General features: G+C 71.1%; 11 protein-coding genes and 1 pseudogene. 6 read left to right on the top strand and 6 right to left on the bottom strand.

Features of this window, described 5'->3' with window-relative positions; genetic code table 11:
- Positions 1-73: 73 nt before the first annotated feature.
- Together ABR738_RS09075 and metH are read right to left on the bottom strand one after the other, a co-directional pair.
- Entirely contained in the window at positions 74-775 is a 702-nt protein-coding gene (locus tag ABR738_RS09075; RefSeq protein WP_350229451.1) for an HAD family hydrolase, read from the bottom strand.
- 130 nt (positions 776-905) lie between these two features.
- Complete coding sequence (gene metH / locus ABR738_RS09080) at positions 906-4,424, bottom strand: methionine synthase (protein ID WP_350229452.1); 3,519 nt, start codon at positions 4,422-4,424, stop codon at positions 906-908.
- A 290-nt stretch (positions 4,425-4,714) separates the two neighbouring features.
- On the opposite strand from metH, the gene ABR738_RS09085 reads away from it, so the two are divergent.
- The 6 genes from ABR738_RS09085 (at position 4,715) to ABR738_RS09110 (ending at position 12,699) form a co-directional block, all read left to right on the top strand.
- A complete protein-coding gene (locus ABR738_RS09085; protein WP_350229453.1) occupies positions 4,715-5,479 on the top strand; it encodes an IclR family transcriptional regulator in 765 nt (254 codons plus the stop codon).
- 436 nt (positions 5,480-5,915) lie between these two features.
- Positions 5,916-6,704: an MIP/aquaporin family protein gene (locus tag ABR738_RS09090; RefSeq protein ID WP_350229454.1), complete on the top strand. Its 789-nt coding sequence runs from the start codon at positions 5,916-5,918 to the stop codon at positions 6,702-6,704.
- A gap of 41 nt (positions 6,705-6,745) precedes the next feature.
- A complete protein-coding gene (glpK, locus tag ABR738_RS09095; RefSeq protein ID WP_350229455.1) occupies positions 6,746-8,314 on the top strand; it encodes a glycerol kinase GlpK in 1,569 nt (522 codons plus the stop codon).
- Positions 8,315-8,319: 5 nt separating this feature from the next.
- Positions 8,320-9,957, top strand: coding sequence for a glycerol-3-phosphate dehydrogenase/oxidase (locus ABR738_RS09100; protein ID WP_350229456.1), 1,638 nt, complete (start codon positions 8,320-8,322; stop codon positions 9,955-9,957).
- A 208-nt stretch (positions 9,958-10,165) separates the two neighbouring features.
- Positions 10,166-11,143: a PAC2 family protein gene (locus ABR738_RS09105; RefSeq protein ID WP_350229457.1), complete on the top strand. Its 978-nt coding sequence runs from the start codon at positions 10,166-10,168 to the stop codon at positions 11,141-11,143.
- 149 nt (positions 11,144-11,292) lie between these two features.
- Positions 11,293-12,699, top strand: a complete 1,407-nt coding sequence (locus ABR738_RS09110; RefSeq protein WP_350229458.1) for an NADP-dependent succinic semialdehyde dehydrogenase — start codon at positions 11,293-11,295, stop codon at positions 12,697-12,699.
- A 68-nt stretch (positions 12,700-12,767) separates the two neighbouring features.
- Here ABR738_RS09110 and ABR738_RS09115 read toward each other — a convergent pair whose 3' ends face one another.
- From ABR738_RS09115 to ABR738_RS09130, 4 genes and pseudogenes are all read right to left on the bottom strand, one after another.
- Entirely contained in the window at positions 12,768-15,815 is a 3,048-nt protein-coding gene (locus ABR738_RS09115) for an NPCBM/NEW2 domain-containing protein (RefSeq protein WP_350229459.1), read from the bottom strand.
- 115 nt (positions 15,816-15,930) lie between these two features.
- Positions 15,931-17,160 (bottom strand): cysteine--1-D-myo-inosityl 2-amino-2-deoxy-alpha-D-glucopyranoside ligase, encoded by a 1,230-nt coding sequence (mshC, locus tag ABR738_RS09120; protein WP_350229460.1) that lies wholly within the window; start codon positions 17,158-17,160, stop codon positions 15,931-15,933.
- Positions 17,161-17,564: 404 nt separating this feature from the next.
- On the bottom strand, positions 17,565-18,386 hold the full coding sequence (locus tag ABR738_RS09125) for an SCO1664 family protein (protein ID WP_350229461.1): 822 nt from the start codon (positions 18,384-18,386) through the stop codon (positions 17,565-17,567).
- Positions 18,350-18,939: pseudogene (locus ABR738_RS09130) on the bottom strand (DUF3090 domain-containing protein). The gene ABR738_RS09125 and the pseudogene ABR738_RS09130 overlap by 37 nt, the downstream one beginning before the upstream one ends.
- Positions 18,940-18,976: the final 37 nt, after the last annotated feature.

Here is an 18,976-nt window from a genome sequence, read left to right on the forward strand (position 1 = left end):
AGGTCACCGACGCCGCACGGGCGACTGCGATGCGTTTCCTCGCCTCTGTCCGCGCGGGCAGAGGGGAGGCCGGCTAGTTCGCCCGGGTGATCAGGGTGCGCAGGAAGGCCAGGTCGACGTCTTCGAGCGAGCCGACCACGACCCGGCCGTCCACGGCCGCGATGGGGGCCACCGACGGCACGGCGACGACCCGGCAGCCGGCGGCCTCGGCGGCCGCGACCCCGGTCGCGGTGTCCTCCACGACAGCGCATCTGGCCGGGTCGGCGCCCAGGCCTCGGGCGGCGATCAGATACGGGTCCGGGTAGGGCTTGGTGCGGGCCACCTCGTCGCCCGCGACGGTCAGCGCGAAGTGCTCAGGGCCCAGCGAGCGCACGATCTTGTCGATGATGCGCCGGTGCGAGGCGGAGACCAGGGCGGTGGGCACGCGGTGGTCGGCGAGCTCGGCGAGCAGCCGGGCAGCGCCGGGCATCAGCGGCACGCCCCGGCTGATCCGCGCCTCGAAGTGGTCGTTGAGCAGCACGGTCAGCTCGGGCACGGTGATGTCCGCGCCGGTGGCCTCGATCAGGAAGGCCGCGCTGCGCGTCATGGGGCCGCCGACCACCACGTCCCGCCAGGACTCGTCCAGGACATGGCCGAGGGCCGCGAAGGCCTCACGCTCGGCGTCCCACCAGAAACCCTCGGTGTCGACGAGCGTGCCGTCCATGTCGAGCAGGACGGCCTGAAGGGCGGAGCCTTCGGCCGTCCTGGTCATGGCTTGGGGGACCGTACTGGTCATCGGCACACCTCCTGGGGGGACGAGAAGGCCGGCCGCTCTCCCCAGCGGGGAAAAGCGACCGGCCTTCTACTGGGCCGACCAGTGTACGTCGGTCCCGCTGAACGCGCGTCGAATTCGGCGCGGCGTCCGGTCAGCGGGCGTTGAAGTACTTGGCTTCGGGGTGGTGGATGACGATGGCGTCGGTGGACTGCTCGGGGTGGAGCTGGAACTCCTCGGAGAGGTGGACGCCGATGCGCTCGGGTTCGAGCAGTTCGGCGATCTTCGCCCGGTCCTCCAGGTCGGGGCAGGCGCCGTAGCCGAGCGAGAAGCGCGCGCCGCGGTACTTGAGCGCGAACATGTCCTCCACCTGCGAGGGGTCCTCGCCGGCGAAGCCGAGCTCGGAGCGGACCCGCGCGTGCCAGTACTCGGCCAGCGCCTCGGCCAGCTGGACGGACAGGCCGTGCAGTTCGAGGTAGTCGCGGTAGGAGTTGGCCTCGAACAGCTCGGCCGTGGCCTCGCCGATCTTCGAGCCGACCGTGACGACCTGGAGCCCGACCACGTCAATCTCGCCGGACTCCTCCGGGCGGAAGAAGTCCGCCAGGCACAGCCGGCGGCCCCGGCGCTGGCGCGGGAAGGTGAAGCGGGTGCGCTCGGAACCGTCCTCGTTGAGCAGGATCAGGTCGTCGCCCTTGGACACGCACGGGAAGTAGCCGTAGACGATGGCCGCTTCGAGCAGGTTGCGGGTGTGCAGCTGCTCCAGCAGGCCGCGCAGCCTGGGGCGGCCCTCGGTCTCGACCAGCTCCTCGTAGGTGGGGCCGCCCGCGCGGGCCTGCTTGAGGCCCCACTGGCCCTTGAAGAGCGCGCCCTCGTCCAGCCAGGACGCGTACTCCTTGAGGCCGATGCCCTTGATGACGCGGGTGCCCCAGAACGGCGGGGTGGGCACCGGGTTGTCGGTGGACACCTCGGAGCGCACCGAGCCCTCGGGCGCGTCCTGTTCGGCCGGCTCCCCGTCGGTCGCGGGGCGCCTCGGGACGCGGCGCTGCTTCAGCTCGGGCAGCACGGCGCCGGGCACGCCGCGCTTCACGCCGATCAGGGCGTCCATGAGCCGCAGGCCCTCGAAGGCGTCGCGGGCGTAGCGGACCTCGCCCTCGTAGATCTCGTGCAGGTCCTGTTCGACGTAGGCGCGGGTCAGCGCGGCGCCGCCGAGGATCACCGGGTAGTCGGCGGCCAGCTTGCGCTGGTTCAGCTCCTCCAGGTTCTCCTTCATGATCACTGTGGACTTGACCAGGAGGCCGGACATCCCGATCACGTCGGCCTTGTGCTCCTGTGCGGCCTCCAGGATCGTCGAGACCGGCTGCTTGATGCCGAGGTTGATCACGTTGTAGCCGTTGTTGGACAGGATGATGTCCACGAGGTTCTTGCCGATGTCGTGGACGTCTCCGCGCACGGTGGCGAGGACGATCGTGCCCTTGCCCTCCGCGTCGGACTTCTCCATGTGCGGCTCAAGATGGGCCACGGCCGACTTCATGACCTCGGCGGACTGCAGGACGAACGGCAGCTGCATCTGACCGGAGCCGAACAGCTCACCGACCACCTTCATGCCCGCGAGCAGGGTGTTGTTCACGATGTCCAGGGCGGGCGCGGACTGCAGGGCCTCGTCGAGGTCGGCCTCAAGACCGTTCTTCTCGCCGTCGATGATGCGGCGCTGCAAACGCTCGTCCAGCGGGAGCGCGGCCAGTTCCTCCGCCTTGCCCGCCTTCATCGACTTCATGTTGACGCCCTCGAAGAGCTCCATGAGCCTCTGCAAGGGGTCGTATCCCTCAGAGCGCCGGTCGTAGATCAGATCGAGGGCGACCTTGACCTGCTCCTCCTCCAGGCGCGCGATGGGCAGGATCTTGGAGGCGTGCACGATCGCGGAGTCCAGGCCCGCCTTCACGCACTCGTCGAGGAAGACGGAGTTCAGCACGACCCGGGCGGCCGGGTTCAGGCCGAAGGAGATGTTGGACAGGCCGAGCGTGGTCCCCACGTCGGGGTGGCGGCGCTTGAGTTCGCGGATCGCCCCGATCGTGGCGATGCCGTCGCCGCGCGACTCCTCCTGGCCGGTGCAGATGGTGAAGGTGAGGGTGTCGATGAGGATGTCCGACTCGCGGATGCCCCAGGAGCCGGTCAGGTCGGCGATGAGGCGTTCGGCGATGGCGACCTTGTGCTCGACGGTACGGGCCTGGCCCTCCTCGTCGATGGTCAGGGCGATCAGCGCGGCGCCGTGCTCGGCGGCGAGCGCGGTGACCTTCGCGAACCGCGACTCCGGTCCGTCGCCGTCCTCGTAGTTGACGGAGTTGATGACCGCGCGCCCGCCCAGCTTCTCCAGCCCGGCCTTGAGGACCGGGAGTTCGGTGGAGTCCAGGACGATGGGCAGGGTGGAGGCGGTGGCGAAGCGGCCGGCCAGTTCGTTCATGTCGGCCACGCCGTCGCGGCCCACGTAGTCGACGCACAGGTCGAGCATGTGGGCGCCCTCGCGGATCTGGTCGCGCGCCATCTCCACGCAGTCGTCCCAGCGCCCCTCCAGCATGGCCTCGCGGAACTTCTTCGAGCCGTTGGCGTTGGTCCGCTCGCCGATCGCCATGTACGCGGTGTCCTGGCGGAAGGGCACCGTCTGGTAGAGCGAGGCGGCGCCGGGCTCGGGGCGCGGGTCGCGGGCGGCGGGGCTCAGGCCGCGTACCCGCTCGACCACCTGGCGCAGGTGCTCGGGGGTCGTGCCGCAGCAGCCGCCCACCAGGCAGAGCCCGTAGTCGCGGACGAAGTTCTCCTGTGCGTCGGCCAGACCTTCGGGACCGAGCGGGAAGTGGGCGCCGTCCTTGGTCAGGACGGGCAGGCCCGCGTTCGGCATGCACAGCAGCGGGATGCGGGAGTGGCGGGTGAGGTAGCGCAGGTGCTCGCTCATCTCGGCGGGGCCGGTCGAGCAGTTCAGGCCGATCATGTCGACGCCGAGCGGTTCGAGCGCGGTCAGCGCGGCGCCGATCTCGGAGCCCAGCAGCATGGTGCCGGTCGTCTCGAAGGCGAGCGAGACCACCAGCGGCAGGTCGGCCCCGGCCGCCGCCATGGCGCGGCGGGCACCGAGGACGGCGGACTTGGTCTGGAGCAGGTCCTGGGTCGTCTCGACGATCAGGGCGTCGGCGCCGCCCGCGATCAGGCCCTCGGCGTTGGCCTGGAAACCGTCGCGCAACGTCCTGTAGCCGATGTGGCCCAGGGTCGGCAGCTTCGTACCCGGCCCGATGGAGCCGAGCACCCAGCGCTGCTGTCCACTGGATGCGGTGAACTCGTCGGCGACCTCGCGGGCGATGCGCGCACCGGACTCCGACAGCTCGAAGACCCGCTCGGGGATGTCGTACTCGCTCATCGCGGTGTGGTTGGCACCGAAGGTGTTGGTCTCCACGCAGTCCACACCGACCGCGAAGTACGCCTCGTGGACCGAGCGCACGATGTCGGGCCGGGTCGCGTTCAGGACCTCGTTGCACCCTTCGAGGTCCTGGAAGTCCTCCAGGGTGGGGTCCTGCGCCTGCAACATGGTGCCCATCGCGCCGTCGGCGACCACCACCCGGGTGGCGAGCGCGTCGCGCAGGGCGTCGACGCGGGTCCGGCTGTCAGTGGAAGGGGACGGCAACGAGGCCATGGATGTACTCCCTGGAGTGCGACGGCTGTCGGCTTTGCGCCGTCCAGTGGGAGGGCGCACGACGTCAGCCTAACCGGGCGGACCCGGGCGGCGCGCGGGTGTATCAGGGGGCGGACGCCGGGCGAGGGAACAGGCCAAGCTGTCCGGAAGCAGTGCGCGGGGTTCCCACTGCGGTGACATGAGGTCGGCAACGGCCGATACTGTTCAGCATTGTCGAACCAGTCGATTTCAGAGTCGGCCGCTCCTGCGGCGAGCGCCGGCTCGGCAGTGCCCGAAAGGGAGGGAGCGCGATGGCGCGCAACATCCAGTCGCTCGAACGGGCGGCCGCCATGCTGCGGCTGCTCGCCGGGGGCGAGCGGCGGCTCGGCCTTTCGGAGGTCGCCTCCACGCTCGGCCTTGCGAAGGGTACCGCGCACGGCATTCTGCGGACGTTGCAGGCCGAGGGCTTCGTGGAGCAGGACCCCGCGTCGGGCCGCTACCAGCTGGGGGCGGAGCTGCTGCGTCTGGGCAACAGCTATCTGGACGTCCACGAGCTGCGGGCGCGCGCCCTGGTGTGGACGGACGATCTGGCCCGCTCAAGCGGCGAGAGCGTGTATGTGGGGGTGCTCCACCAGCAGGGCGTGCTGATCATGCACCACGTCTTCCGTCCCGACGACAGCCGCCAGGTCCTCGAGGTGGGCGCCATGCAGCCGCTGCACTCGACGGCGCTGGGCAAGGTGCTTTCGGCGTACGACCCGGTGGCTCATGGCGAAGCGGTGGACCACACCCTTGAGGCGTTCACGCCCCGTACGGTCACCGGCGCCGACGCCTTCGAGCAGGTGCTCGGCGTGACCCGCGCGCGCGGCTGGGGCTCGGACGTCGAGGAGACCTGGGAGGGCGTCGCCTCGGTGGCCGCCCCCATCCACGACCGGCGCAGGATGCCGGTCGGAGCGGTGGGCGTCACGGGCGCGGTCGAGCGGGTCTGCAAGGAAGGCGAGGTGCGCCCGGACCTCGTGGCGGCGGTACGGGACTGCGCCCGGGCCGTCTCGCGCGACCTGGGCGCCGGGCGCTTCTAGCGTCGGAGCCCGGGATCCCGTGGCTCGCGGCGCCCCGGGCGCTTCCTGGGCCGGGCGCTTGCCGACCAGGGCTCACCGGCCAGGCCCCGGCCAGACCCCGGCCAGGCCCGGGCGGCCGACAGGCCCGCGTGGCACCGTCCCCATACCACCGCATGATCTTGGTCGCGGGGCCGGGGCCGCATGCGCGGATGTTTGGGGGTTCGTACCACCTGGTAACGATCAGGGATCCCTGCTCGCGGAAACCTTGACGTCCCGTTGAGCCGGGGGAAAACTGCCGTTCAACGGTCGGCATTGTCGAACACCTACCGGCAATACGAGTTAGAGTGTGACAACGCCATGGGCCGGCAGCCCTCAGCCATGAGGGCGCGGAGCACCGGATGAAACCGGCGCTTCGCCTGTTGGGGTTTCCCCTGGACGAAGGACAAAGGAGTCGCGGGTGTCCAGCCACGACATCTTCATCGGCGAGACCATCGGTACCGCCGTACTCACCCTGCTCGGCGGCGGCGTGTGCGCCGCCGTCACCCTGAAGCGCTCGAAGGCAATGAACGCGGGCTGGCTCGCGATCACCTTCGGATGGGGCTTCGCGGTACTGACCGGCGCCTACATCTCCGCCCCTCTCTCGGGCGCCCACCTCAACCCCGCCGTGACCCTGGGTCTGGCGATAGAGGGCGGCACCAAGTGGAGCGATGTCCCCGTGTACCTCGGCGGACAGATCCTCGGCGCCATGCTCGGCGCGGTCCTCGTGTGGCTGGCCTACTACGGCCAGTTCCACGCCCACCTCACCGACCCCGAGATAGTGGGTGACGGCGTGGGTGACGGCAAGTCCGTCGAGGCCCGCGAGAGCGCGGCCGGTCCGGTGCTCGGCGTCTTCTCCACCGGACCCGAGATCCGCAACGTGGTCCAGAACGTGGTCACCGAGGTCATCGCCACCGTGGTCCTGGTCCTCGCGATCCTGACCCAGGGCCTCAACGGCGACGGCAAGGGTCTCGGCGTCATCGGTGTCCTGATCACGGCGCTCGTCGTCGTCGGCATCGGCCTCTCGCTGGGCGGCCCCACCGGCTACGCCATCAACCCGGCCCGTGACCTCGGTCCCCGCATCGTGCACTCCCTGATCCCGCTGCCCAACAAGGGCGGCTCGGACTGGAGCTACGCGTGGATCCCGGTCGTCGGACCGCTGATCGGCGGCGCCATCGCCGGTGGTATCTACAACATCGCCTTCGCCTGACGAGACACGTCGAGAACCCCTTCGGACTTACAGGAGCACCCATGAGCGACAACCACTCCAGCGGCACTCCCTCCCACGGCCACGGGACTTCCTCCCACGGCCACGGCCCGTTCATCGCCGCCATCGACCAGGGCACCACATCCAGCCGCTGCATCGTCTTCGACAAGGACGGCCGGATCGTCTCGGTCGACCAGAAGGAGCACGAGCAGATCTTCCCCAAGCCCGGCTGGGTCGAGCACGACGCCACCGAGATCTGGACCAACGTCCAGGAAGTCGTGGCCGGCGCGCTCGACAAGGCGGACATCACCGCCGCCGACGTCAAGGCGATCGGCATCACCAACCAGCGTGAGACCACGCTGCTGTGGGACAAGAACACCGGCGAGCCCGTGCACAACGCGCTGGTCTGGCAGGACACCCGCACCGACGCCCTGTGCCGCGAGCTCGGCCGCAACGTCGGCCAGGACCGCTTCCGCCGCCAGACCGGTCTGCCGCTCGCCTCGTACTTCGCGGGGCCCAAGGTGCGCTGGCTGCTCGACAACGTCGAGGGGCTGCGCGAGCGCGCCGAGCGAGGCGACATCCTCTTCGGCACGATGGACTCCTGGATCATCTGGAACCTGACCGGTGGCCCCGACGGCGGTGTGCACGTCACGGACGTCACCAACGCCTCGCGCACCCTCCTGATGAACCTGCACGAGATGGCGTGGGACCAGAAGATCCTCGCCTCCATGGACATCCCGGCGGCCGTGCTGCCCGAGATCCGCTCCTCCGCCGAGGTGTACGGAAACGCCAAGGGCGGCATCCTCGATGGCGTCCCGGTCGCCTCCGCGCTCGGCGACCAGCAGGCGGCCCTGTTCGGCCAGACCTGTTTCTCCGAGGGCGAGGCCAAGTCCACCTACGGCACCGGCACCTTCATGCTGATGAACACCGGTGACAAGCCGGTGAACTCCTACAACGGGCTGCTCACCACCGTCGGCTACCAGATCGGCGACCAGAAGCCCGTCTACGCGCTCGAAGGCTCGATCGCCGTCACCGGCTCGCTCGTCCAGTGGATGCGCGACCAGATGGGCATGATCAAGACCGCCGCCGAGATCGAGACGCTTGCCTCCTCCGTCGAGGACAACGGCGGCGCCTACTTCGTGCCCGCCTTCTCCGGCCTCTTCGCCCCGTACTGGCGCCCCGACGCCCGCGGTGTGATCGCCGGCCTCACCCGGTACGTCACCAAGGCGCACATCGCGCGCGCCGTTCTTGAGGCCACCGCCTGGCAGACCCGTGAGATCAGCGACGCCATGACGAAGGACTCGGGCGTCGAGCTGACCGCGCTGAAGGTCGACGGCGGCATGACCTCCAACAACTTGCTGATGCAGAACCTCTCGGACTTCCTGGACGCGCCGGTGGTGCGCCCGATGGTCGCCGAGACGACCTGCCTCGGCGCCGCCTACGCCGCCGGCCTCGCCGTCGGCTTCTGGCCGGACACCGACGCGCTGCGCGCCAACTGGCGCCGGGCGGCGGAATGGACCCCTCGCATGGACGCCGACAGGCGTGAGAGCGAGTACAAGAGCTGGCTCAAGGCCGTAGAGCGGACCATGGGCTGGATCGAGGACGAGGAGTAATCGACATGACCACCCTGCAGAGCGTCCCTGCCGTCGGGACGCACCCGGCGCCCGGCTCCCCCCTGTCTTCCTTCAAGGCGGTGAGCCGCGCCGAGACCCGGGAGCAGTTGTCCAAGGCGACGTACGACCTCCTGGTCATCGGCGGCGGCATCCTGGGCATCTCCACCGCCTGGCACGCCGCGCAGGCCGGTCTGCGGGTGGCCCTGGTGGACGCCGGCGACTTCGCCGGCGCCACCTCCTCCGCCTCCTCCAAGCTGCTCCACGGCGGTCTGCGCTACTTGCAGACCGGCGCGGTGAAGCTGGTGGCGGAGAACCACTTCGAGCGGCGTGCGGTGTCCCGTCAGGTGGCCCCGCACCTCGCCAACCCGCTCACCTTCTACCTGCCCGTGTACAAGGGCGGCCCGCACGGCGCCGCCAAGCTGGGCGCGGGTGTGTTCGCCTACTCGGCGCTCTCCGCCTTCGGCGACGGCGTCGGCCACCTGCTGTCCCCCGCGAAGGCCTCGGCGGACGTGCCGGAGCTGCGGACCGACAACCTGAAGGCCGTGGCCGTCTACGGCGACGACCAGATGAACGACGCCCGCATGGCGCTGATGACGGTGCGCGCCGCCGTCGAGGCCGGCGCGGTCGTCCTCAACCACGCCGAGGTCACCGGGCTGCGCTTCACCAAGGGCCGGGTCACGGGCGCCGAGCTCAAGGACCGCCTGGACGGCGAGGAGTTCGGCGTCGACGCGCGCCTCGTCCTCAACGCCACCGGCCCCTGGGTCGACCACCTGCGCAAGATGGAGGACCCGGCATCGGCTCCCTCCATACGCCTGTCCAAGGGCGCGCACCTGGTCCTCAAGCGCACGTCCCCCTGGAAGGCCGCGCTGGCGACCCCGATCGACAAGTACCGCATCACCTTCGCCCTTCCCTGGGAGGACATGCTCCTGCTCGGCACCACCGACGAGGAGTTCGAGGGCGACCCGGCGGATGTGAAGGTCACCGAGGCGGACACCGCGCAGATCCTGGACGAGGCCGCGTTCTCCATCCGGGACCAGCAGCTGTCGCGTGACCTGATCACGTACTCCTTCGCGGGGCTTCGGGTGCTGCCGGGCGGTCCCGGTGACACCTCCAAGGCCAAGCGCGAGACGGTCGTCACCGAGGGCCGCGGCGGCATGCTGTCGGTGGCCGGCGGCAAGTGGACCACGTTCCGCCACATCGGCCGCACCGTGATGAAGAAGCTGGAGCAGCTGCCTGGCCACCCGCTCGGCACCTACGCCGAGGGGTCCGTGCCCATCTCGCAGCTCCCCGGCAAGATGCCGCTGCCCGGCATCGCCAACCCGCGCGCCGTCGCCCACCGCCTGATGGTGGACGGCCCGGCGCCCGGCCCGCGCATGGCTGCCGACACCGCCCGGCACCTGGCCACGCACTACGGTTCGCTGTCCTTCGACATCGCGCGTCTGGCGAGCGAGGACGCGGCGCTCGCCGAGCGCATCCACCCCGACGCCCCCGAGATCTGGGCCCAGGTCGCCTACGCCCGCGACCACGAGTGGGCCGAGACGGCCGACGACGTGCTGCGCCGCCGTACGACCCTGACGATCCGGGGTCTGGCCACGGACGAGATCCGCGGCAAGGTCGACGACCTGCTGGGCAAGAAGAACTGACGTTGCGTCAGCTCTGATGGAAGGGGCGGTTCCCACCGGGAGCCGCCCCTTCGCCGCGCCCGGGCCGCGCCGCCCGGGCCCCTGGCCGTCACCCCCGCACCGCCGCGTCACTCCCACCGGCACGGGGCCGTGCACAGGGGCTGCGGCGGGGTAGGTCTGAAGCCGTAAGGTTGGGACGTACGCAAGGAACTTCTGAGGGAGGCACTGGGTGATCGAGCTGGAGGGCGTTCCCGAGCTGGTCGACCCGGTCATGATCGCCGCGTTCGAGGGCTGGAACGACGCGGGCGACGCCGCATCCTCCGCGATCGCGCACCTGGACGCGGTGTGGAAGGGCGAGGTCTTCGCCGCGCTGGACGCGGAGGACTATTACGACTTCCAGGTCAACCGGCCCACCGTGTGGCTGGACGGCGGCGTCCGCAAGATCACGTGGCCCACCACCCGGCTCTCCGTCGTCCGGGTCGGCGGCGACAAGCCGCGCGATCTGGTGCTGGTGCGCGGCATCGAACCGTCGATGCGGTGGCGCTCGTTCTGCAACGAGATCCTGGGGTTCGCCCACGAGCTGGGCGTCGAGATGGTGGTGGTCCTCGGCGCGCTGCTCGGCGACACCCCGCACACCCGGCCCGTGCCGGTCAGCGGCGTCACCAGCGACCCGGACCTGGCGCGGACCATGGATCTGGAGGAGACGCGGTACGAGGGCCCCACAGGCATCGTCGGCATCCTCCAGGAGGCGTGCACCCACGCGGGCGTCCCCGCGGTCAGTCTGTGGGCCGCGGTGCCGCACTACGTCTCCCAGCCGCCGAACCCGAAGGCGACGCTCGCGCTGCTCAACCGCCTCGAAGACCTCATCGACCTCAGGATCCCGCTCGGCGAACTCGCCGAGGACGCCCGCGCCTGGCAGCTCGGCGTCGACCAACTGGCCGCCGAGGACAGCGAGGTGGCGGAGTACGTGCAGACGCTCGAGGAGGCGCGGGACACCGCGGACCTGCCCGAGGCGTCCGGCGAGGCCATCGCCCGGGAATTCGAGCGCTACCTCAGGCGGCGCGACGGCGGCCCCGGCCAGGGCACGGCGGGCGGGCCCGCCACCGAGGCCGACGGGTCCTATCTGCGCGACACCTCCAGTGGGCGCACCCGGCCGCCCAAGCCCCCCAAGGTGGAGGACCCGGGCGAGGACACCCTCGATGAGTGAGCGCCAGGGCGCATAGCCGCCTCCACCCGGGGCACCGGTCGGCCGTATGGGCCGCACAGGAGCCCGCCGCGGCCACCGTCCCGCGTTGCGGCCCCCGCGATCGCGCGGGAAGGTCGAAGGACCCGTGCCCTCAGGAGGTGTCGTACGTCATGGCCATCGCCACGGTGAACCCGGCTACCGGTGAAACGCTCAAGAGCTTCGGCGTCATGGGTGCTGAGGAGGTGGAGCGGCGGCTGGCCACGGCCGAGACCGCCTTCGGCTCCTACCGCACGACGGGCTTCGAGGAGCGGGCCCGGCTCGTGCTGCGGGCCGCCGACCTCCTGGACGCCGACCGGGACGACATCGCGCGCACCATGACCCTGGAGATGGGCAAGCCGGTCGTGGCGGCCCGGGCGGAGGCCGCGAAGTGCGCGAAGGCGTTGCGCTGGTACGCCGAGCACGCGCCGGCCCTGCTCGCCGACGAGGAGCCCGGCCAGGACGACATCCGCGACTCCGGCGCCGAGCGGGCCCGGGTCGTGTACCGGCCGCTCGGTGTGGTCCTCGCGGTGATGCCGTGGAACTTCCCGCTGTGGCAGGTCGTGCGGTTCGCCGCGCCCGCGCTGATGGCGGGCAACGTGGCGCTGCTCAAGCACGCGTCGAACGTGCCCCAGACCGCCCTGTACCTGGAGGACCTGTTCCGCAGGGCGGGCTTTGCCGAGGGCTGTTTCCAGACGCTCCTGATCGGCTCCGCCGGCGTCGAGAAGGTCCTGCGTGACCGACGGGTGGCGGCGGCGACCCTGACCGGCAGCGAGCCCGCCGGCCGCTCGGTCGCGGCGATCTGCGGCGACGAGATCAAGAAGACCGTGCTCGAACTCGGCGGCAGCGACCCCTATCTGGTGCTCCCCTCCGCCGATGTGGAACGGGCCGCGCGGACCGCGGTGACCGCCCGCACGCAGAACAACGGGCAGTCGTGCATCGCGGCCAAACGCTTCATCGTGCACACGGACGTCTACGACGCCTTCGCCGAGCGATTCACCGCCGGGATGCGGGCGTTGAACGTCGGCGACCCGCTCGATAAGGACACCGACATCGGGCCCCTGTCCAGCGAGCGGGGCCGCGCGGACCTGGAGGAGCTGGTCGAGGACGCCGTGCGCAAGGGCGCGGTCGCGCTGTGCGGCGGCGGGCGGCCCGAGGGGATGGACCGGGGCTGGTTCTACCGGCCGACGATCCTGGCCGACATCACCGTCGACATGCGCATCCACCGCGAGGAGACCTTCGGCCCGGTCGCCACGCTCTACCGGGTGCGGGACCTGGACGAGGCGGTGGCGCTCGCCAATGACACACCGTTCGGCCTGAGTTCCAACGTCTGGACGCGGGAGGCGGGCGACATCGAGCGCTGTGTGCGCGACCTCCAGGCCGGCGGGGTCTTCTTCAACGGGATGACCGCGTCGCACCCCGCCTTCCCCTTCGGCGGCGTGAAACGGTCCGGCTACGGCCGGGAGCTCTCCGGGCACGGCATCCGCGAGTTCTGCAATGTGACGACGGTGTGGCACGGGGCCGAGCCCTCGGATTCCTGACAGCGGGGGCGGCGGGACGGCGGGGCGGCGGGCGGGTGTCGCTCCCGCCCGCCGCCCCGCGAGCGGCGCTAGGCGCAGCTGAACTTCGCGCCGGCCCAGTCCCCGTGGTCACCGGACTTGGAGTTGTTGGTGTCGGTGATCTTCAGATGGACGTGCCGGGCCCCGCCGAGCGGCACGTTCACCGCCACCGTCGCCGAGGCGCCGGTCACCTTCGGCGAGGTCAGAAGCACCTTGCCGTCCGCCTCGACGGAGAAGGCCACTTCCCCGTAGCCGTTGATCTCGTCGTCGATGCCCACGTCGGCGGTGAAGGCCGTGCACCGGCCGCCGGTGTAGACCTCGATGTCGGAGTCGGCGTGGCCGCCGATGCCCTTGGCGTACGTGGTGCCCGCGAGCTTGAGGGGGTGTCCGTCGGCCGCCCCGGACTCGCCGTTGGAGCGGTCGCGCTCCGGCGGCCCGTATCCGTTGACCGAGGTCAGCCAGGCCATGTCACTGGCCCAGGTGTCGCCCGAGGGCGGCGCGGGCATCACCGAGACGGCGGTCCTCTGCTGCGAACTGCCGTTGGCGTAGGCGGCGTTGGCGGTCAGCGTGACCTCGCCCGGCCTGGCGTCCTTGGCGGGGGTGACGCCCACCTCGACGCGCCGGGTGGTGCCCGCCGGTACGCGGTCCAGGGCGGGCGCCGGGGTCACGGTCCAGCCGGCCGGCGCGGAGAGGGAGACCCGCACACCGGTGGTGTCCTGCGCGCCGGCCGTGACGTCCACGGCCACCTTTCCGGCCGCGCCCGCGCCGAGCTCCTGCCCGGTGGGCGCGGCAAGGGTGACCGCGGCGCCCGGAACCTTGCCGCCCACGGCGCTGGCCCCCTTCAGCTCGACGTCGAACGCCTTGTCCGTGCGCAGGGTCGCGGTCTTCACCAGGACCACCCCGCCCCGGTCGCTCGCGTCGTAGAACCAGCCGGTGCCCGCCCTGTCGTACGCGGCCTTCGAGCCGAGCCGGGCGAGTGCGCGGCCCTGGATCTCCACCTTGGCCGGGGCGCCGCCGGTGTGCACGGTGAACTGGTAGGGGCGCGCGGTCTGCTGTCCCGCGAACCGGCCCTTCGCGGCGCCGACTTGGACCCGTACGTCACCGGCGCCGCGCCGGGGCGCATCGACGTCGACGCGCTGGGTGGCGAAGGCGCCGTCGCGGTTCGCGCGGGTCACGCCGTCGTCCTCGTACAGCTGGAAGGACGATCGGCCCTGGGGGTAGATGTCCCAGGCGAGCGGTGAGGTGGCGGTGCGGTCCTGGTAGGAGCGGATGCCGGGCCACATCGGGACGGCGGCGCCCGCCTTCACGAACAGCGGCAGCGTGTCGAGCGGCGCGCTGTAGCCGTCGAGGGTGGCCGGGCCCTGGTAGGTGCGCCCGCTCCAGTAGTCGATCCAGGTGCCCTTGGGCAGGTAGATGCCGTCGCGTACGGCCGTGTCCTGGTAGACCGGCGCGACCAGGAAGTCCTCGCCGGACAGGAACTCGTACGTGGCGGCGTCGGTCGCCGCCTTCGGGTCGTCGGGGTATTCGAGCGCGAGCGGTCGCACCGGTCCGACGCCGGTCTTCGTCGCGTCGTGGGCGTAGGAGTACATGTAGGGCAGCAGCGACTCCTTGAGCTTGAGGTAGTCGCGGTTGATGGAGGTGTAGGGCTCTCCGTACTGGTAGGGCTGCTTGTCGCTCGCCGCCCAGCCGTCCATGGTCATCACGGCGGGCAGGAACGACTTCCACTCCAGGTCGCGGGTGTAGGTCTTGGGGCTTCCGCCGAAGATGCCGTCGATGTCACCGCTGGTGTAGGCGAGCCCGGACATGCTGGCGCCCGCGTACGTCGGGATCTGCCAGCGGATGTAGTCCCAGCTGCCCGACTGGTCGCCGGACCACTGCACGCCGCAGCGCTGCGCGCCCGACCAGCTCTCGGGGGCCCAGGTGAAGCCGCGGGCGTCGCTGTTGGCCTCGATGCCCCGGTAGGCGTCCTTGCAGCCGTCGAGCGCGTGCTTGTACCCGTCGCCGACCCAGGCCACGTCGAGTTTCGCGACCCGCTGGCCGGCCTTGACCTGGTCGGCGAGCTTGTCGAGCCCGTCCTCGGTCCACAGGCCCATGTGCATCGCGTCCTTCTGGAGACCGGCGCCGGTCTCGGGAAGGTTCTCGTAGCCGCAGCCGTAGCCGTCGTTGACCAGCATCCAGCCATTGGGCATGTCATGGGTCTTGTACGCGTCGGCGACCTTGAGCGCGTCGAGAGTGTGGCGCTCGCCCCGGTTGGCGTTGTGCAGATAGCAGTCGGAGTCGCCCGGCTCAAGGCCGTACACCGGCGGCATGAACGGCTTGCCGGTCAACTGGGTGTAGGCGCCGATGACGTGCTTGGCATCGCCCGCGAAGTAGTAGGCGTCGAAGCGCTGTTCCTTGGCGCTCGCGGTGACCGGCTCACCGAAGACGTACGTGTTGGGGGCGTAGGTGTTGCGGAAGACGCCGTAGCCGGCCGTCGAGAGGTAGAACGGCACGGAATTGGGGTGGCCGCCGTCGTTCCAGTTGTCGTCGACGCCGACCTCGACGGTCCGGTCGCGGTGGGAGGTGTTGCCGCGCCCGTTCTGCATGCCGCCGCCGTAGAACTGCTCGGTGGCGCCACGGGCGAGGGTCTGGGTGGTGGTGTCCTTGGTCCAGCTGAGCGGTTTCGACTCGGCCCAGAGCCGGGTGCCGTCCGCCTTGTACAGGGCGAAGCGCAGCGGGGACTTGAAAGCGCGCAGGGTGACCTGGTCGGTGCTCAGCTCGTAGCGGTCGCCCTTGTCCTTCCAGCGGACGGCCGGCGGCTTGCCCTGCGGCAGGACGATGTCGGAGCCCGTCGGGTCGGTGAAGGTGCCGTCCGGGGCAAGCTGGATGCGGAAGGTGTCGGCGGCGACGAAGCTGACGCGGGCCTCGGCCGTGCCCGCGCGCAGCGTGAACACTCCGCCGGGGGCTGCCCGGAAGCCGGTCACGTCGCCGACGGAGGTTTCGCTCGCCGCGCCGGCGGACGGGTCGGCCTGGGCGCTGCCGGGTCCGGCGCACACCGCGAGCAGACCGAGCACGGCCGCACCCACGAGCGCCACTCTCGTGCGTATTGGTGATTGCATAGAGCGTGTTTAGCGCACGAACGAGCATGGGGCCATGGGGTGGACCCAGGAAAAAAGAAAACCGCCCCCGGACTCACAAGGAGTCCAAGGGCGGTGTCGGGCCTGCGTGTTGGCGTTACAGGGCCACGCCGAGCAGGGCGTCCACGGTGCGGGACACCAGGCCGGGGGCGGACTCGTCCGTGCCGCCGGCCGCGTCCTGGGCCTCGGCCCAGCGGTCGACCGCGGCGAGCGCGGCCGGCGCGTCCAGGTCGTCGGCGAGGGCGTCGCGCACCTCTTCGACCAGCGCGTCGGCGGACGGCCCGTCGGGCCGCGCCACGGCGGCGCGCCAGCGGCCAAGGCGGTCCACGGCGTCCTGGAGGACCTGGTCGGTCCACTCCCAGTCGGCCCGGTAGTGGTGGGCGAGCAGCGAGAGCCGGATGGCGGCCGGGTCCACGCCGTCGCGGCGCAGCCGCGAGACGAAGACCAGATTGCCCTTGGACTTGGACATCTTCTCGCCGTCCAGGGCGACCATGCCCGCGTGCACGTACGCCTGGGCGAAGGGGTGCTCGCCGGTGAGCGCCTGGGCGTGCGAGGCGCCCATCTCGTGGTGCGGGAAGATCAGGTCGGAGCCGCCGCCCTGGACGTCGAAGCCCATGCCGAGGTGGTCGAGGGCGATGGCGACGCACTCGATGTGCCAGCCGGGGCGGCCCCGGCCGAGCGAGGCGCCGTCCCAGCTCGGCTCGCCCTCGCGGGCGGCCATCCACAGCATCGGGTCGAGCGGGTTCTTCTTGCCGGGCCGCTCGGGGTCGCCGCCGCGCTCGGCGGACAGCGCGCGCATGAACTCGGCGTCGTAGTGCGAGACTTCGCCGAAGTGCGGGTCGCTCTCGACGGAGAAGTAGATGTCCCCTTCGAGTTCGTACGCCGCGCCCGCGTCCCGCAGCCGTTCGACGAGCGGGACGATGCCGGGTATGGCCTCGACCGCGCCGATGTAGTGCTTCGGGGGGAGCAGGCGCAGGGCGGTCATGTCCTCGCGGAACAGCGCGGTCTCGCCCTCGGCGAGCTCCGTCCAGTCCTTGCCGTCGCGGATGGCTCGCTCAAGGAGGGGATCGTCCACGTCTGTCACGTTCTGGACATAGTGAACCTGCCGCTTGGTGTCGAGCCACACGCGCTGCACGAGGTCGAACGCGTTGTAGGTCGCCGCGTGACCCATGTGGGTCGCGTCGTACGGGGTGATCCCGCAGACGTAGATACGGGCGACGGGACCGGGGTCGAGGGAGACCAGACCGCCGGTCGCGGTGTCGTGGATCCGGAGGTCGCGGCCCTTGCCGGGCAGGGCGGGGACCTCAGAAGCGGGCCAGGCATGCATGTCTTGAGCGTAACCGGACGCACGTTCCGGATACGAACCGGATCCCGCTCTTGGCCGAATGCCACCGCTTGCCCGGACCCGGGCCGACCTGCTAAGCGCCGGGGCTCCGCCCCAGCCCCGGGAAGCGCCCCGCCCCGCCCCTTCCCCAAGCCCTTCCGGGGGCGCGCCTTCGGCCGCGGACCGTGCGTGGCCGGTCGCGCAGTTCCCCGCGCCCCTGACAGGGCCGTGCCGGCCCGCATGAGCACCGTCAGCCCGTCATGGGGGCCCTGGCCCTTAAGGCCTTGGGGGAGATTGAGGACGAGGGCCCTTCAGGCCCGAACGGGGTCCGGGGCAGAGCCCCAGGGTCTTTCACCCCCGGCGGGTTTCGGGAAGGGGCGGGGAGGGGCAGGACCCGCCGGGCACGGTCAGACCGGCGGCCACGGGATGGCGGGCCACTCGCCCGAAGGGGCGGGGTGCAGGCCCGTGGACAGGAGGGCAGCCACCCGCGCCCGGACCGCGTCCAGCTCCGCCTCCGTGATCAGTGAAGCAAGCCGCACGGCAAGCGGCTCCCGCGGCCCAAGGGCCTCGGCCAGGCCCTTCAAGGCGCCCACCGCCTCCGAGGTGAGCGGCTCCCCCGCCCACCCCCACAGCAGCGTCCGCAACTTGTCGTCCACGTTGAACGTGACCCCGTGATCAATCCCGTAGAGCCGCCCGTCGGGCGCGGGCAGCAGATGCCCGCCCTTGCGGTCCCCGTTGTTGATCACCGCGTCGAGCACCGCGAGCCGCCGCAACCGCTCGTCGTCCGCGTGCACGAGCAGCGCGGTCCGTCCCTCGCCCACCTCCGCGAGCGCTACCGCCTTCCAGCCCTGGGCCGGCTCCTCGTCCTCCACGAGCGCGAGCAGCCCCGAGTCGCCCTCCACCGGCTCGATCCACAGCTGGACCATGCCCTCGCCGTAGGGCCCCTCACGCAGCACGGTGGGCGGCACCAGGTCCCAGCCGGTCGCCCGCGACACCTCGTACGCCGCGACTTCGCGCTGCGCGAGCGTGCCGTCGGGAAAGTCCCACAGCGGCCGCTCCCCCGCGACGGGCTTGTATACGCAATGCGCGCTCTCGTCCCCGTACGCCACCGAGCAGTACAGGACGGCGTTGGAAGCCTCGCGGATCCGGCCGAGGACGGTCAGCTCACCCCGGGCAAGGAGCTCGGCAGAGGTCATGCTCCGCGGCGGTATCCGTTCTGGCGCGGGCATACGTGTCCTTCCGGGTCGAGCGGCAGGCTGCACAGCGGGCACGGCGGCCGCCCCGCGTTGACCACGTCCAGGGCCCGCTTGGCGAAGGCCCTGGCCTGGGCGCCGGTCAGGCGCACCCGCAGCATCGGCGGGCCGTTCTCCTCGTCCTGGAGCATCCGCTCCTCGGCCTCGGCCAGGTCGTCCTCGGTCTCGGCGTCGAGCTCGACCAGGGCCTGCGCCTCGATGATCATGCGCTGCTCGTCGCCGTCCCAGGCCAGGGCCATGGTGCCGACCCGGAACTCCTCCTCGACCGGCGAGTCGAGCGGCGCGCTGTCGGTGACGTCGGGCGGGGCGACGGCGGGCACGGGGGCGTTTCCCCCGTCCTGCGCACGACCTCGTCAAGCAGCTCGTCGATCCGCTCGGCCAACGCGGCAACCTGGGTCTTCTCCAGCGCCACACTGGTGGTGCGGCCGCCGGCGGACGCCTGGAGGAAGAACGTACGGCGCCCGGGGAGCCCGACCGTGCCGGCCACGAAACGGTCCGGCGGGTCGTAGAAGAACACCTGACGGGACACGTTCTGGTCTCCCTAGTTCGGAGTTGGAGCAGCGGTT

The sequence above is a fragment of the Streptomyces sp. Edi4 genome (genome assembly GCF_040253615.1).
Classification (GTDB): domain Bacteria; phylum Actinomycetota; class Actinomycetes; order Streptomycetales; family Streptomycetaceae; genus Streptomyces.

Bases quoted from the DNA above. Each gene is read 5' to 3' on its own strand.
- ABR738_RS09100 (WP_350229456.1), top strand. From the start codon at position 8,320: ATGACCACCCTGCAGAGCGTCCCTGCCGTCGGGACGCACCCGGCGCCC.
- ABR738_RS09125 (WP_350229461.1), bottom strand. From the start codon at position 18,386: ATGCCCGCGCCAGAACGGATACCGCCGCGGAGCATGACCTCTGCCGAG.
- mshC (WP_350229460.1), bottom strand. From the start codon at position 17,160: ATGCATGCCTGGCCCGCTTCTGAGGTCCCCGCCCTGCCCGGCAAGGGC.
- ABR738_RS09115 (WP_350229459.1), bottom strand. From the start codon at position 15,815: ATGCAATCACCAATACGCACGAGAGTGGCGCTCGTGGGTGCGGCCGTG.
- ABR738_RS09075 (WP_350229451.1), bottom strand. From the start codon at position 775: ATGACCAGTACGGTCCCCCAAGCCATGACCAGGACGGCCGAAGGCTCC.
- ABR738_RS09110 (WP_350229458.1), top strand. From the start codon at position 11,293: ATGGCCATCGCCACGGTGAACCCGGCTACCGGTGAAACGCTCAAGAGC.
- metH (WP_350229452.1), bottom strand. From the start codon at position 4,424: ATGGCCTCGTTGCCGTCCCCTTCCACTGACAGCCGGACCCGCGTCGAC.
- glpK (WP_350229455.1), top strand. From the start codon at position 6,746: ATGAGCGACAACCACTCCAGCGGCACTCCCTCCCACGGCCACGGGACT.
- ABR738_RS09085 (WP_350229453.1), top strand. From the start codon at position 4,715: ATGGCGCGCAACATCCAGTCGCTCGAACGGGCGGCCGCCATGCTGCGG.